The organism is Agrobacterium sp. 5Ca39 (genome assembly GCF_055382365.1).
This window is the reverse complement of the sequence record NZ_AP026436.1, coordinates 1,972,374-1,987,967: the sequence shown is the minus strand read 5'-3', so window position 1 is coordinate 1,987,967 and position 15,594 is coordinate 1,972,374. Positions and strand designations below refer to the sequence as shown.

At 58.7% G+C, this 15,594-nt stretch carries 12 protein-coding genes and 1 tRNA gene; 9 read left to right on the top strand and 4 right to left on the bottom strand.

Annotated elements, in window-relative coordinates:
- The first annotated feature begins 260 nt into the window (after positions 1 to 260).
- Both uppI and uppG read left to right on the top strand, forming a co-directional pair.
- Positions 261 to 1,331, top strand: coding sequence for a polysaccharide biosynthesis UDP-hexose transferase UppI (gene uppI / locus ACZ47E_RS09900; protein ID WP_006699578.1), 1,071 nt, complete (start codon positions 261 to 263; stop codon positions 1,329 to 1,331).
- A 2-nt stretch (positions 1,332 to 1,333) separates the two neighbouring features.
- A complete protein-coding gene (gene uppG / locus ACZ47E_RS09895; protein ID WP_278067476.1) occupies positions 1,334 to 2,413 on the top strand; it encodes a polysaccharide biosynthesis glycosyltransferase UppG in 1,080 nt (359 codons plus the stop codon).
- Positions 2,414 to 2,448: 35 nt separating this feature from the next.
- On the opposite strand, the gene ACZ47E_RS09890 is transcribed toward uppG, so the two are convergent.
- Positions 2,449 to 3,519 carry a GNAT family N-acetyltransferase gene (locus ACZ47E_RS09890; RefSeq protein WP_244455480.1) on the bottom strand — a complete coding sequence of 357 codons (1,071 nt, stop codon included), beginning with the start codon at positions 3,517 to 3,519 and terminating at the stop codon, positions 2,449 to 2,451.
- A gap of 534 nt (positions 3,520 to 4,053) precedes the next feature.
- Between ACZ47E_RS09890 and uppW the strand changes: the two genes are divergently transcribed.
- Together uppW and ACZ47E_RS09880 are read left to right on the top strand one after the other, a co-directional pair.
- The gene (uppW, locus tag ACZ47E_RS09885) at positions 4,054 to 5,430 is read left to right on the top strand and encodes a Wzy-type polysaccharide biosynthesis protein UppW (protein WP_278066960.1); all 1,377 of its coding nucleotides are present in this window, start codon (positions 4,054 to 4,056) and stop codon (positions 5,428 to 5,430) included.
- Positions 5,431 to 5,900: 470 nt separating this feature from the next.
- Complete coding sequence (locus tag ACZ47E_RS09880) at positions 5,901 to 7,850, top strand: methyl-accepting chemotaxis protein (RefSeq protein ID WP_278066959.1); 1,950 nt, start codon at positions 5,901 to 5,903, stop codon at positions 7,848 to 7,850.
- Positions 7,851 to 8,176: 326 nt separating this feature from the next.
- Here the strand turns inward: ACZ47E_RS09880 and ACZ47E_RS09875 are convergent.
- Positions 8,177 to 8,253, bottom strand: a tRNA-Arg gene (locus tag ACZ47E_RS09875).
- Between the two features lie 520 nt (positions 8,254 to 8,773).
- Here ACZ47E_RS09875 and ACZ47E_RS09870 point away from each other — a divergent pair.
- Positions 8,774 to 9,280 (top strand): MarR family winged helix-turn-helix transcriptional regulator, encoded by a 507-nt coding sequence (locus ACZ47E_RS09870; protein ID WP_004443154.1) that lies wholly within the window; start codon positions 8,774 to 8,776, stop codon positions 9,278 to 9,280.
- Between the two features lie 246 nt (positions 9,281 to 9,526).
- Positions 9,527 to 9,790, top strand: a complete 264-nt coding sequence (locus ACZ47E_RS09865) for a hypothetical protein (protein ID WP_112556925.1) — start codon at positions 9,527 to 9,529, stop codon at positions 9,788 to 9,790.
- A 46-nt stretch (positions 9,791 to 9,836) separates the two neighbouring features.
- On the opposite strand, the gene ACZ47E_RS09860 is transcribed toward ACZ47E_RS09865, so the two are convergent.
- Together ACZ47E_RS09860 and ACZ47E_RS09855 are read right to left on the bottom strand one after the other, a co-directional pair.
- Positions 9,837 to 10,319, bottom strand: a complete 483-nt coding sequence (locus tag ACZ47E_RS09860; RefSeq protein WP_112556927.1) for a hypothetical protein — start codon at positions 10,317 to 10,319, stop codon at positions 9,837 to 9,839.
- Between the two features lie 71 nt (positions 10,320 to 10,390).
- The gene (locus ACZ47E_RS09855) at positions 10,391 to 11,395 is read right to left on the bottom strand and encodes a LysR family transcriptional regulator (RefSeq protein WP_004443150.1); all 1,005 of its coding nucleotides are present in this window, start codon (positions 11,393 to 11,395) and stop codon (positions 10,391 to 10,393) included.
- Positions 11,396 to 11,649: 254 nt separating this feature from the next.
- Here ACZ47E_RS09855 and chvE point away from each other — a divergent pair, with 254 nt between their 5' ends.
- The 3 genes from chvE (at position 11,650) to gguB (ending at position 15,536) form a co-directional block, all read left to right on the top strand.
- Entirely contained in the window at positions 11,650 to 12,714 is a 1,065-nt protein-coding gene (chvE, locus tag ACZ47E_RS09850) for a sugar ABC transporter substrate-binding protein ChvE (protein ID WP_004443148.1), read from the top strand.
- A 90-nt stretch (positions 12,715 to 12,804) separates the two neighbouring features.
- Positions 12,805 to 14,343 (top strand): sugar ABC transporter ATP-binding protein GguA, encoded by a 1,539-nt coding sequence (gene gguA / locus ACZ47E_RS09845; RefSeq protein WP_278066958.1) that lies wholly within the window; start codon positions 12,805 to 12,807, stop codon positions 14,341 to 14,343.
- Positions 14,340 to 15,536: a sugar ABC transporter permease GguB gene (gene gguB / locus ACZ47E_RS09840; protein WP_004443145.1), complete on the top strand. Its 1,197-nt coding sequence runs from the start codon at positions 14,340 to 14,342 to the stop codon at positions 15,534 to 15,536. Before gguA ends, gguB begins: the two co-directional genes overlap by 4 nt.
- Positions 15,537 to 15,594 lie beyond the last annotated feature (58 nt).

Here is a 15,594-nt window from a genome sequence, read left to right as displayed (position 1 = left end):
AGGCATGGGCCAAGAATTCGCATGGCGAAGTTACTACCGGATTAAGCGGCGCTGGCCAATTATGACGTGGTATAGCGGCGGTTAACCTTGCAAATCTTTAATATCCTTTTGGCATGATCAGAATGTTATGTTTTGAGAATGGAGCGTGCCGGGTCCATCCGGATGTGCGGAAACGCTCCGACATTTTGGGCTGCGCATCGTTGCTGGCGAAGATCGATCCCGGTTTTCCCTCGATGCGCCGGGGTTGTGGAGGCGGATGAATGCGGATCGGGCGGCGGAATTTTCTGGGCGGTGCGGCAAGCGCGGGCCTTTTGCACGCCGTGACCGGCACGGCCTCTGCCGCGCAGAAAAAAACCTCGACCAAAACCGCCCCTTACGGCGCGGCCATTTATCTGCCTGACCTCACCGCCGATAGCCGCATCGGCGAGGCGATCGTGAAATATTGCTCGCGCATCACCCCCGTGACTGAAATGAAATGGGAGGTCATGCGGCCATCGGAAGCGGTGTTCGATTTTGCGCCCGCCGATGCACTCGCCAACTTCGCGCGTCAGCACAAGCTTTCCATGCATGGCCATCCGCTCATCTGGTACGCCTCAAATGCCCCCTGGATTGCCGGCATCGGTGGCAGCGGCAAGGTCGAGAAGCTGATGGAAACCCATATCGTCAAGGTGATGGAGCGTTACGGGGATGTGGTCCATAGCTGGGACGTGGTGAACGAACCGATCCCGGATGTTCCCGGCAATGTGCGCGCCCGGCGTGACGCCTGGTATTACGGCGCCGGGCCGGACGCCATCAAGAAGGCCTTCGATATCGCCCATCAGGTCGATCCGAAAGCGCAGCTCGTTCTCAATGAATATGACGTGGAATTCGCGGTCGAAAAATCGCCGGCCAAGCGCGAGGCGTTCCGCAATCTCATTCTCGAGCTTCTGGAAAAAGGGGCGCCCATCAACGCCATCGGTCTGCAGGGGCACCTGCGCGGCGGCTGGCCGATCGCCAAGGACGAGCTTGCCGCCTTCGTGACGGAAATGCGCGGTTACGGCCTTGCCGTTCTGGTGACGGAGCTTGATGTGATGGACCAGACGCTGCCCGGTCCGGAAGCGGAACGCGATTTGCTGATCAACGGTCAGGTCCGGGATTTTCTTGAGGCGGCCTCGGCCGGCGGCCCGCTTTCCTCGATCACCACATGGGGTATTTCGGACCAGTATACCTGGATCCGCTGGGCCTATCCGCGTCGTGACGGCACGGCGAACCGACCGTTGCCGCTCGACTGGAGCTTCAACGAAAAACCCATGATGGCCATCATCAATGAATTCCGGAACCGTGGTGCGTGACTATGAATGCTGAAATGCCGCTTCCTCCCGTCCAGAAAGCGCTGCAGGTCAATCTGCATCCCTTCGACGCTCCGCATGCCGCATTGACGTTGCCGCATCAGCTACGGGTCTGGGGCGGACAGGTGGACCGCATTCTGCTGACTGTCGATACCGGCCAGGTGGGGGCGGGTCGCTACAAGGGCAAAGGCTTCGAAGCGTCGCGCAAACGACTTTTCGACATGCTGGAGGAAATGCAGATCAACTATCCGCATCTCGTCGTCGATATCGTCGACTACAGCGATGAGGCGCGCAAGGCGGTGTCCGAGACCTTCTTTTCCCGGTCGGCGGTTCCCTATCCCGCCAAGGCTTTCGACGGCGGTCCTTTCCACGTCTATTTCCACGGTCTTAAACGGGTCAACGCCCGTTACGTGCTGCACATGGACAGCGACATGATGTTTGGCGGCGGCAGCCAGAGCTGGTTTTCCGAGGCGATCGCGCTGCAGAAAGCCAATCCGGATGCGCTGTGCATCACGCCGTTTTCCGGGCCGCCGACAGTGCGGGGCGATCTCGATATTTCCCGCCATGTCGGCATGCCCGGCGTGAAGAACATTCCTGAGCCGCGCAAGTTGCCGTCGCGTATTCCCACCTGGCGCTTCGCCACCGTTTCCACACGTCTTTTCATGATCGACATGGAACGCTTCGCCAAGCGGATCGGTTCGCTGGAACTGCTCAGGCCCGATGTCAAACGGCGCATCCGCTCCTATGCCTATAATCAGCAGCCCGTCTCGATGCCCGCTGAGGAGGTGTTGAGCACCAACATGATGCGCAGCGGCGTCTACAGGCTGGATTTTCTCGGTACGGATAAAGGCATGTATTCACTGCACCCGCCTTATCGCTCGCCGGAATTCTATTCGGCGCTCGCTTCCATCGTCGAGCGGATCGAAAAGGGCGATATACCCGAAGGTCAGCTCGGCGATTTCGATATCAACGGATCGATGGTGGACTGGACCAGCGCGCTGGCGGCCAAGACACGCTCCAAACGTTACGCGAAGGCCCTGCGCCATCTGATATCGGCCAATGTGGGGCGTTTTACCAAGGCTTGAGGCGGCGGCCCGGCTGGTGCCGGTCTGCGCGGGCCTCAATAATCGGTGATGAGTTTGCTCCAGCTCTCCGAGCATAGTCCGCCTATATAGATATCCCCGGCCAGCGCCCTTTCCCTCAGCAGATCGTCCCGGGTGGCCATGCAGAAATATCCGTCATGGCGGAAGCTCATGTGGTTCTGGCGGTAAAGCGCGTTGATCAGAAAGGGCTGCGCCATGCCAGTGACATGGGCGTAATTCTCATTGTCAAAATGGTGGAACAGTGTGTTGAGGACATCGTTTTCTCGGCCGGCATCACAGACGAGATTGAGCACATAGGCGGTTCGCGCCGGCTGGCCGAAAAACAGGGCGGCTCCCATGACATGACCTTCGGCCGTCTCGATCGTCAGGCTTTTCAGTTCGCCCAGGCTCTCATTCGTCCTGCTCATGCCGATCAGCCAGTGAAATTCGTCATGGGACCATTCCGGGCGGACGGAAAAACGCTCGATCATCGGCAGCGCTGCGCGGCGGAAGGTTTCGAAATCCACTTCTTTTACCCTGGCGCCCGGAGCCTGTTGCGGCCTGAGGCCTTTTTTCCATTTGCGCAGGACGCCGTCCACGAAGCCGAGCGCCGCCAGGGCAAGCGTTGTCTTGGCCAGTTTCGAACGGCGCGGCATGCGCAGTGCGATGGTTGAGAAGGGCTTCAGCGCCTTGTGCCATTGCAGGCTTTCGATGGGCAGCATGTTGCCGCCGGTCGCAACCCAATGGTCGGCGCTGACAGGCGAGGCTGTATCCGAAAACAGCATGTCGTGTTTCGATGCCCGCATGCCGCGGGACAGGCGCGCGGCCCCGAGTGCGCCAAGTTTTCCATCCGACGCGAAAGCACAGAGCAGGCGCGCCGTAACGGTTCTTCCATTGGCGACAAACCGCATGGGCACGGCCAGAATGACGCTTGTCACGCCATTCTCTCCCGCATCGTAAACCACGCTGCCGTAATCCGGATCAAAAACGGGGCTGCTGAAGAACAACGTCTCTACATAGGAACGAAAATCGAAGCTCGTCGTGGGCCCTGTCTTCCTGAATGCGCTGTTCAGCACCCGCTCGACAGCCGGCACGTCGTCCCTGCGCATGGGGCGGACGCCGGTTGAGCTTTGCGGCGCCGGGCATCGCGTCAACTGACCGTTATCGCTATCGTCCGTCCTGGTGTGCCTCGGAACGTCCACCCTGGGTCTCCAGCCTATGCGCATTTACGAAATCAACCCAAAGATATATCTTGAGTTGTTAATATACGCTAAATAGAGTATCTGCTGGCTGCGTGAGTATACCTCCGGCATGCGAAGACGGTTCTCTTGTCGTGCAAGTAGAGGCGGGCTTTCCGGCCAGGAATTTCGTGGTAAATATTAAGGAAATCAGCGCATTAAATTTTCGATGCGAAGTTAACGCCTGAGAGCCGTTCTTGAGGGCGCAGCTTCTTTCCCGGCAGTCCTTCTCCGTTTCTAACCCTTTGACCTCGTTCCGGAAGCGCGGTCGGAAATGACGGAATTACTATTCTTCCGTGCATTATATATAACTAAAAAATAGGATTTTGGGAGGATATTCGGGTAACCGGATAAAGCGTCGGACGGGATGCCGAGGCGGTGGAAAGAGGAAGAGAAAAACCCCTTATGGATGCACCGCATGACGGACAGGGGCGTGGCTACTGGCGGGACACATTGTTTTATGTGACGTTCCTGTACTTCACAGTCGGTTTTTCGCCCTATATCTCGCTCTCCTCCACCTATCTGGGGTCCGCCATGGCGGCCGGGTCCAACCTGCTCAACCAGCTCACCGCAGTCATCCTGCTCTGCAGTTTTGTGGCATTCATGGCCAGGGAGCGCTCGTTCTCCATCATCCTTGCGCCGCGCCTGCTGACAGCGGCAATTTTCGGCTGGTTTGCCTTGACCTCGCTTCTCGGTGAAGCACCATCGTTTTCGCTACGTCGGCTTGTCATGTGCGCCATCATCTGCGTGCTCGCCGGCGGGTTCCTGCAGCTGCCGCGCACCGAGCGGCATTTCACGACGCTGCTCGCCACCTGCGTCCTCATCATATTGTTCCTGTGTTATTTCGGCGTCGTCGCCCTGCCTTCGCGGTCCATTCACCTGGCAAGCGATGCGCTGGAGCCGCTGCTGGCCGGCAACTGGCGCGGGGTCTTCCAGCACAAGAACGAGGCCGCATCGGTCATGGCGGTGCTGATCATCGTGTCGATTTATCTTTGCAGGCGCTGGTCCTTCATCGGCGGCCTCTCGGTGCTGCTGCTGTCGGTTTTCTTCCTGGTCAAGACAGGTGGCAAGACGGTGCTTGGCCTGATGCCGATCATCGTGGCAACCGGCTGGTTCATCGTTCGCTGGCCCCGGTGGCGTTATATGGTCGTGACCCTGCTTCTTTTGTTCTGCGCGGCCGTGACCGTGGGCACCACGGTAGACCCGGTGTTTTCACAGATGCTGACGAAAATGGGCATCGACGCCAGCTTTACGGGCCGAACCGATATCTGGGCTGTCGCCATCGATTACATCCGCAAAAGCCCGATCCTGGGATATGGCTACCAGGCCTTCTGGCGCAGCGATACGCTGATGTCGAGCTTCACCGAGGACAATAGCTGGGCGACCACCGCGCCGGCTTCCCATAGCGGCTATTTCGACCTGCTGCTGGAAGGTGGCGTGCCGGGGCTGGTTCTGGTGCTGATATGGATTTATCTGCTGCCGCTCCATAATCTCGGCAAAATGGACAGCGCCACGCGCAACAGTCCGTTGACGCGGCTTTATGTCGGCGTCTGGCTTTACGTCCTGCTATACGGCTTTCTGGAAACCCTGTTTCTTCTGAGCGCGGGTTTCGTCTGGTTTTTCCTGCTCGTCGCGATGATGGGCCTGCATCTGCAGGCCCATGCCAGCCTCGTCGAGGAAGAGGCGGAGCGGGAACCCGGCCAGTCCGGCGGCCCCGTGCGCAGTGCAGCGAAGCCGGGCGGGCCGCCTGCCGCACAACCGCAGGTCCTGCATTCCCGTTGACGGTTCGAGATGCGCCGCCACCGCCGGCCGCGCTGCGTCGGGTAATGATGCAAGATCACTGCTCCATACTGGTTCCGTCATTTGATATCGCGGGCAGCAGCTGCACCGCGAATCCCTGTCGGCACCTGCAATTTTTCGGCGTGAAGAAATTATAAAGTTTTTGATCATAATTATTTTGCGATAAAAGTAATCACGAGCAGCCGATTGATCGGCTCTGCTCAGCTTTTCCTCAAGATGCGGCCTGGCGCCTGGCCTTTCAGGGGCGCCATGCCACGGGGGAGACGACCTGTGCGTATTGCAGGGACAGGCCCGGACTTTCTTCGGCGTATGCATGATGCAGAGGCAATCCCAGCCGATGATGCGGCTATCGAAGCCCTGATGACCAGGGTCCTCGACGTGCCATGCCAGCCTTGCCGAACACCTCCTGTGGCACGGGGAAGGAGCGGTTTTTTTCATGACGTGAGGTTTCCGTGTCCTTTCTCCAGAACGCCAGCATCCGCACAAAAATTCTTTCCCTCATTCTGCCGATCTGCATCGTCGGTCTTGGCGCCACCGGCTTCATGTCCGACCGCTACAAGCACGCGGACACGGCCTATTCCGATTTTATCGCCGAAGACAACGCCGCCCTGGTGGAGCTTGCCCGGGCAAACCGCAACCTGCAGTCCATGGCCTATGGTGCGTATCAGATCATGGTTTATGACGCCAATAGCCCCGACTTTAAAATCGTGAAGCAGGAATATGCGGGGGACAGGGCGGAGGTGGTAACGCGGCTGGACGATGTCAAAGCCATTTTTCCGGAAGAGACAGCAGCACTCGACAGGCTGTTGCGAGACGTCAAGGCCATTATCGCCATCACGGACAAGGCCGTGGAATTCGGTTCGGCCAACCGCAACCAGGAATCCGCTGCGGAGCTTCTGAGGGCTGACGTTGCCATGCGCGCTACGGGCGCCGACATCGCCAATCTTCTTGACAGGCTTGCCAAGGGTGTCGTCAAGGGAAGCGACGACCTGACCGATCAGACCAATTCGACCATCCTCACCTCGCTGATGGCTGTCGGCGTTGCTTTCGCGGCCGGCATTATTCTGGCGCTTTTCGTGGCTTCGCGCGGCATCACCACGCCGATTGCCCGCCTGCGCGAGCGCATGGTCTCGCTGGCCGCCGGTGAAACGACGGCGGAAATCGACGGAATGGCACGCAAAGACGAAGTCGGCCAGATGGCGCAGGCGGTTCAGGTTTTCCGTGAAAATGCCATCGAGCGCATTCGTCTCGAGCAGGAAACCGAAGCGAACCGCAGCCTGTCGGAACAGGACCGGATCGACCGTGAGCAGCAGAAGGCGAAGGAAGCGGCCGACGTCAAATTCGCCGTCGACAACCTCGCTGCCGGTCTCTCGAAACTCTCCGACGGCGATGTCTCCTACCGCATCCGCGAGCCGTTCACGACAACGCTCGATACCGTGCGCAACGATTTCAACACATCGGCGGAAAAGCTGCAGGCAGCCCTGACCCGTGTTGCGCAGAACGCCAACGGCATTGGCGCGGGGGCAAACGAAATCAAATCGGCCGCTGACGATCTGGCGAGACGTACCGAACAGCAAGCGGCGGCCGTGGAGGAAACCGCTGCGGCCCTGGAGGAGATAACCACGACCGTGCAGGATTCCACCAAACGCGCGCAGGAGGCGGGCCTGATCGTCAGTCGCGCCAAGGCGGGCGCGGAACAATCTGGCGAAGTGGTGCGCCGCGCCGTGGTCGCCATGGAGCAGATCGCGAATTCTGCCAATGAAATCAGCAATATCATCGGGGTGATCGATGAGATCGCCTTCCAGACAAACCTGCTTGCCCTGAATGCCGGCGTGGAGGCCGCCCGCGCCGGTGAGGCCGGCAAGGGCTTCGCCGTCGTGGCCCAGGAGGTGCGCGAGCTTGCGCAACGCTCCGCCCATGCTGCCAAGGAGATCAAGGCGCTGATCACCACCTCGAACGATCAGGTGCAGCAGGGCGTGCAGCTGGTGGGTGACACCGGCAAGGCGCTGGTGACGATCGTATCCGAAGTGCAGGAAATCAACCGCCACGTGGTTTCCATCGTGGAGGCGGCGCAGGAGCAGTCCTCGGGCCTGCAGCAGATCAACACCGCGGTCAACCAGATGGATCAGGACACCCAGAAAAACGCGGCGATGGTCGAAGAAACCAATGCCGCAAGCCACAGCCTGGCCAAGGAGGTGGCCTCTCTCAACCAGTTGCTGTCGCAATTCCGCCTCGGCGACAGCGCCTATCAGCCGCAGAGCCAGCCCGCGCAGATGCGCACCGCCGCCGGCGGCGAAAGACCGGTAGCATCACCCGTGCGTGCGCTCGGCCACAAGCTCGCTGCCGCCTTCGCGGGCAATGCCGCCGTCGACAGATCGAGAGATGAATGGCGTGAGTTTTGATCCTGCGACTTCAATCGCCTGAAACCAGCGCCCGGTGGTTCTAACCACCGGGCGGCTTTTTGCCTCTGGGTTGTCGAAGGCCGGATAGCTTATCTCAGACCACCACTGATCCGCCGCCGCCAGCCTTCGCCCATCGCCTTCAATGCTTCAGTAATATCGATCGGGACGGAGTCTAACGGCGTTTTCGGGGAATCCGTCTCAGACTGCCGCGACGCGCACTTGTCAAAGCATGCCTCCTCCCGGATGCGGCAACGCCATACATGCTTTCCATAGGCTCCCGTCAAAAACGAAGCGTGGCAATCCGGGGTGATACGTTCTGCGTAAAATGGCGCACCCGACAGGATTCGAACCTGTGACCTTTGGAATCGGAATCCAACACTCTATCCAGCTGAGCTACGGGTGCAGCGGTCACGCTTGAATCGCGTGCAGCGGTTGGTTCATACCCCAGCTTTCTTTCCGCATCAATGACTAAAAATCCAAGATTTGCGAAACCTTGCCAGTTTTCGAGACCGCAGGGGGAAGAGGGCCGGGAGTGGGGGCGTGCGGGTTTTTGGCGTCTTTGCGCGCGGGGCTGCGTCGTTTGGCGTCCCAGGTCTCGCGGAAATCGATTTCACTTATAAGTAGTAGCTTGTCACGGGTCCCGCATGCAGTTTCAGCATGTTCATCCGTCGTGGACCGGAGTGCCCGTATGCCTGCCAGAGAAGGGTGGCCCCGCTGTTCCGGCCCCTCAAAATTGGCGGGTAAATAGTCATGCTTTCGGCGCAGATTTTGTCGCCAGATGGCGGGCAGCATTGGGTTTCCGACCATTAACTGTCAAATTCTTATACAATATTAGTATCATCTACATTTATTTAGGATACAGTTTCGTGACTTTGTCAGTTATGATTTCGGCAGGGTAAAGGACGAATCAGGCGGGGGATCGGATGGCTTTGCGATTGGCACATAGCAACGGGCCGCGGACGGAAAAGGTCGAAAGCGGCAGCGCGCAAACGACGCATCTTACGGCGATCGATTACGGTTTGCTGACGACTGCGATCAGCTATCATTTGCGGCACTCGCAACTTGCCGTGGCAAACGGTTTTTCCGATGTGCTGGCGGAGCAGGGATTGCGGCCGGCCGATTTTTCCGTTCTCGTCATCGTCGGCGGAAATCCGGGTCTTAAACAAAGCGATGTTGCCGAGGCGCTCGGCATCCAGCGGGCTAATTTCGTTGCCATCGTCGACAGCATGGAAGAGAAAGGTCTGCTCGTCCGCCGCAGGTCGGAAGAGGACAGGCGCGTTCATTTCCTCGACATGACGGCCGAGGGTAGCCGTCTTCTCGAGCGCCTTTCCGATGTCTGGCGCGACCGCGAGGAAAAGCTCATCGACCGTATCGGCGGCAAGAAGGCCCGCGACCAATTGCTGGCGCTGCTCGGCCGCCTGCGCGACTGACGTCCGGCGCCGGTGTTTCCCCATGCTCAGATCGGCAATGCTGGGCGGAAGGGGCGGCGGATTTCATCCGTGGTCGCACGTTACCCCCGGTTATCAGGTAATCTCCATCACGGCAGCCTGATATCCCTCGGTCCGATTTGCGTTGCAATTTGTCTGCGAAACGGTCAAGACGCATGGAATCCCCGTGCCATGCGGTGCCCGCGCGGCAGCGAGCGACTGACCGGAAAAGCCAGAGACGGAAACACCATGCTGAATATCGATACGAGTCATCCGCTTTATCGTCCCCTGTGGGTGCGGTTGCTCATCGTCGGTTTCTGTGTGGCATGGGCTGTCATCGAATTCGTCAATCGCGAGTTCTTCTGGGGAACCGTCGTGGGCGGCATAGGCGTCTATGCGGCCTATGAACTGTTGGTAAAATTCAAACCCGCAAGCGACGGCGAAAAGGGTGGGGACGGGGCGGTTGCGCCCGCCGCCGAAAATCCACCCACCGATAAGGACGATGCCGGCTGACGCGTCGCCATTTTCCGTTCATCGCCTGTCTTGAGCTGCCCGCCTCTTACCGGAAATGCTCTCGCATCCGAAGCATGCGGAACGCCTGGTCGATCAGGAGATTGGCTGCCGTCATGCGCAGTGTCGCATTGTGCCGGAACTGCGGTTTCACCCGGTCGGGATGATTGAGGCGGGCGAAGGCGCGGCGCTTTTCCGCGAGCGTTGCCGCAGTGTCGGTCTCCTGGATCGCCAGTTCCGCCGAAACATCGGCAAGTGAGGTCTTTTCGAGGTGGGCCGGCATCGGTTCCGGTTCGCTCTCCGGTTCCGGCTGGGGTTCCGCCGGTGGCGCGGCGTCTTCCAGGAAGGCGAGATAAGCGTCGAGATTGCCGTTCGCAGCCGGCGGCGCTTCGATATGCGTATCGACAACGAAGCCTGAGCTGAAGCCGGCAATGCGGTGATCCGCGGGCGGCGGCGGCTCTGCGCCTTCGTCTTCTTTCTCCTGCTTCAGTCTTTCGACGACAGACTGGAAAACGGATTGTCCGAAGAGCATACGGCTGTTCCTTCGCCGGTCACGATTTCCGGCCCTTGTAGTGGATGAAGGTGGCGTCTGGCTTGCCGCCGTCACTGGGCAGTCAGCTTGCGGCTTTCATCCAGCACCAGATCGTAAAGCAGACGGGCGCTGGGCGGCAGGACGCGCCCCTTGGTGGTGATGATGCTGTAGGGCTTGACGACCAGTTCGAAATCCGTCGGCAATATGCGGGTCCGGCCGATATCGGCCCGCTGGCCGGCCACGAATTCGGCCATGTCCTGCGCAATCGGCGCAATGGCATCGGTGTTGCAGACAAGCGCAAGCGTGAGAACCACGGATGGCGTGTTGATGACGTTGCGCGGCATGGCGACGCCGTGGGTAAGGAAGACATCCTCCATGGTGCGCCGCAAAAGCGCGCCAGGGGGCTGGAACACCCAGTCGTAACCGGAAAGATCCTGCAGGGTGACGGGATCGCCGCCCAGAAGCGGGTGGCCTTCGCGCACCACCAGACAGGCGCGCTCAATGCCGATTTCGTGGATGGAGAACAGGCCTGGATCAAAGTCATCCGGTATGCGGCCGATGATGAAATCGTGGCGCGCAGCCAGCAATTCCCGCGCCAGCACGTTGCTGCTCTCCACCTGAACATTGATTTCAATGCCGGGATAGGTGTCCATGGCCCGTCTTATGGCGGGAACCACGAGGCTTATGGCGGGCGCGGTCACCGCGCCGATGAAAACGGATCCGCCGCTGCCGGACTTCATCTGATTGAGTTCGCGACTCGCCTCACGCAGCTCCAGCAATATGGTGCGCGCCCGTCGCGCCAGCGCCTCGCCGAACTTCGTCAGAACCACACCGCGCGATGCTCTCTGACAGAGCGGCGATTTGACGATCGCTTCCATTTCCGAGAGCATGCGCGAGGCCGCCGGCTGCGTCATGTTCATGGCGGCGGCAGCCGCGCTGACCTGCCCGTGCTCCTCGATCATGACCAGCATGCGCAGGTGGCTCATCTTCAATCCGGCCCGCAGCAACGGGTTGTCTTCAAAGACAAAAAGGGCATCCGTTGTTTGCGCCTGCTCATACACTTTCTGGTTGCTCATTCGCGATTTTATACCCCTCATCGGTTTTTGTATCGATTTAATATATCATAATTGATATATGGAAACTGATTTATTCTATTTGACAGTTATATGGATTCAGAACAATTTGCGGAATGCCGGGGAGGAGCGGCAGCTGTTCCATTTCGCAATTGCGAAAAGGGAGCGAGCAGGGCGCGGCTTCTTCCTCTGACGGCATGAATTTCCTGGTGCACCGCAGCATGCGGGTCCAGAGAAGGGCTCAAGGGAGAGAGTTAATGAAGTCCATTATTTCGCTGATGGCAGCTTGTGCCATCGGTGCTGCGTCTTTCGCAGTGCCGGCTTTCGCACAGGACAAGGGCGCTGTTGGCATCGCCATGCCGACCAAGTCTTCCGCGCGCTGGATCGATGACGGCAACAACATCGTCAAGCAGCTTCAGGAAGCTGGTTACACGACCGACCTGCAGTATGCCGACGACGATATTCCGAACCAGCTTTCCCAGATCGAAAACATGGTCACCAAGGGCGTCAAGGTCCTCGTGATCGCCTCGATCGACGGCACCACGCTGTCGGACGTGCTGAAGCAGGCCGGCGAGCAGGGCATCAAGGTCATCGCTTATGACCGCCTGATCCGCAACAGCGGCGACGTCAGCTACTACGCCACCTTCGACAACTTCCAGGTTGGCGTGCTGCAGGCGACTTCGATCGTCGACAAGCTCGGTCTGAAGGATGGCAAGGGTCCGTTCAACATCGAACTCTTCGGCGGCTCCCCTGATGATAACAACGCCTTCTTCTTCTACGACGGCGCTATGTCTGTTCTCCAGCCTTACATCGACAGCGGCAAGCTCGTCGTGAAGTCCGGCCAGACCGGCATGGACAAGGTCGGCACGCTGCGCTGGGATCCGGCAACGGCCCAGGCCCGCATGGACAACCTTCTCTCGGCCTACTACACCGACGCCAAGGTTGACGCCGTTCTGTCGCCTTATGACGGTCTTTCCATCGGCATCATCTCCTCGCTGAAGGGCGTTGGTTATGGCACGAAGGATCAGCCGCTGCCGGTCGTTTCCGGTCAGGACGCTGAAATCCCGTCCGTGAAGTCGATCATTGCCGGCGAACAGTATTCCACCATCTTCAAGGACACCCGCGAACTCGCGAAGGTTACCGTGAACATGGTGAATGCCGTTATGCAGGGCAAGGAGCCTGAAGTGAACGACACCAAGACCTATGAAAATGGCGTCAAGGTTGTTCCGTCCTACCTGCTGAAGCCGGTTGCAGTAACCAAGGAGAACTACAAGCAGGTTCTCGTCGATGGCGGTTACTACAAGGAAGACCAGCTGAAATAAGCCTGATACACATGCGGGGATGGCTTGGCGTCATCCCCGTTTTTCCATAAAAATAAAAACGCCGGAATTAATCGGGCGCTGGATTGCGATATGGCCAATACCATTCTCGAAATGCGGAACATCACCAAGACGTTTCCGGGCGTGAAAGCGCTTGAGAACGTCAACCTCAAGGTTAAGGAAGGTGAGATCCACGCACTCGTCGGTGAGAACGGCGCGGGAAAGTCGACCTTGATGAAGGTCCTTTCCGGTGTTTACCCCGCCGGCACCTATGAGGGCGAAATCCACTATGAAGGCGCAGTGCGAAACTTTCGCGCCATCAACGACAGTGAAGATATTGGTATCATCATCATTCACCAGGAACTGGCGCTCGTGCCGCTCCTGTCGATTGCGGAAAACATCTTCCTTGGCAACGAGGTCGCCTCGAACGGCGTGATCAGCTGGCAGGAGACCTTCAACCGTACCCGCGAACTTCTGAAGAAAGTGGGCCTGAAGGAATCACCGGAGACGCTGATCACCGATATTGGCGTCGGCAAGCAGCAGCTGGTCGAAATCGCCAAGGCGCTGTCGAAAAGCGTGAAGCTGCTTATCCTTGATGAGCCGACCGCTTCGCTGAACGAAAGCGATTCCGAGGCGCTGTTGAACCTGCTGATGGAATTCCGCAAGCAGGGCATGACCTCGATCATCATCACCCACAAGCTGAATGAAGTGCGCAAGGTGGCCGACCAGATCACCGTGCTGCGCGACGGCATGACCGTGAAGACGCTCGACTGTCACAAGGAAGAAATCAGCGAGGACGTCATCATCCGCAACATGGTGGGCCGCGATCTCGAAGATCGTTATCCGCCGCGCGACGTGCCGATCGGCGAAACCATTCTCGAAGTGAAGAACTGGAACGCCTATCACCAGCAGCACCGCGACCGCCAGGTTCTGCATGATATCAACGTCACCGTGCGCAAGGGCGAAGTCGTCGGTATTGCTGGCCTGATGGGGGCAGGGCGCACCGAATTTGCGATGAGCGTGTTCGGCAAGTCCTATGGCCACAAGATCACCGGTGAAGTGCTGATCAACGGCAAGCCAGTTGACGTCAGCACCGTGCGCAAGGCAATCGATGCCGGTCTTGCCTATGTCACGGAGGACCGCAAACATCTCGGTCTCGTGCTAAACGACAACATCCTGCACAACACCACACTCGCCAATCTTGCCGGCGTCTCGAATGCCAGCATCATCGACGACATCAAGGAAATGAAGGTGGCGAGCGATTTCCGCACGCGCCTGCGCATCCGCTCGTCGGGCATCTTTCAGGAAACGGTCAACCTTTCGGGCGGCAACCAGCAGAAGGTTGTGCTCTCCAAGTGGTTGTTCTCCAATCCCGACTTGCTGATCCTCGATGAACCGACCCGCGGTATCGATGTCGGCGCGAAATATGAAATCTACACCATCATCAACCAGCTCGCTGCCGATGGTAAAGGCGTTCTGATGATCTCATCGGAAATGCCCGAACTGCTCGGCAATTGCGACCGCATCTACGTCATGAACGAAGGCCGCATCGTCGCTGAATTGCCGAAGGGAGAGGCGAGCCAGGAAAGCATCATGCGCGCTATCATGCGCTCAGGGGAGAAGAACTCATGAGTTCGGCAAACACAACAAACGAAGAAAGTAACGTCGTCTCGGTCACATCCTATATTCGCTCCAATATCCGCGAATATGGCATGCTGATCGCGCTCGTCGCCATCATGGTTTTCTTCCAGTTCTATACCGGCGGCATCCTGTTCCGCCCCGTGAACCTGACCAACCTCATCCTGCAGAACTCGTTCATCGTCATCATGGCGCTGGGCATGCTGCTTGTCATCGTGGCCGGGCATATCGACCTTTCGGTCGGTTCCATCGTCGCCTTCGTCGGCGCGATCGCGGCCATACTGACCGTGCAATGGGGCATGAACCCCTTTCTGGCGGCACTGATTTGTCTCGTCATCGGCGGCATCATCGGTGCGGCCCAGGGTTACTGGATCGCCTATCACCGCATTCCGTCCTTTATCGTGACGCTGGCGGGCATGCTGGTGTTCCGCGGCCTGACGCTCTTCGTGCTCGGCGGCAAGAACATCGGTCCGTTCCCGACCGATTTCCAGATCATCAGCACCGGCTTCCTGCCCGATATCGGCGGCATTGAAGGTCTCAACACCACCTCGATGATCCTGACGGTGCTGATTACCGTCGTGCTGTTCTATCTCGCATGGCGTCGCCGTGTCGTGAATGTGAAGCATGGCATCGATGTCGAGCCTTTCGGTTTCTTCATCGCCCAGAACCTGCTGATTTCGGCCGCGATCCTGTTTCTTGGTTACCAGCTTTCCACCTATCGCGGCCTGCCGAACGTGCTGATCGTGATGCTTGCTCTCGTTGCGCTCTACAGCTTCGTGACGCGTCGCACGACGATCGGCCGTCGCATTTACGCCATGGGCGGCAATGAAAAGGCGACCAAGCTTTCGGGTATCAACACCGAACGCCTGAGCTTCCTGACCTTCGTCAATATGGGCGTTCTGGCTGGTCTCGCCGGCATGATCATCGCGACCCGCCTCAACTCGGCAACGCCGAAGGCCGGCGTGGGCTTCGAGCTTGACGTTATCGCGGCCTGCTTCATCGGCGGTGCTTCGGCATCCGGCGGCGTTGGCAAGATCACCGGTGCGGTCATTGGCGCCTTCATCATGGGTGTCATGAACAACGGCATGTCTATCGTCGGTCTCGGCATCGACTTCCAGCAGATGGTCAAGGGCCTCGTGCTGCTCGCCGCCGTGTTCTTCGACGTCTACAACAAGAACAAGGGCTGATCGGCTCACCCCTATCGCAGTCCAAAAAGTGGCCGGTTTCCGGCCACTTTCATAAGAT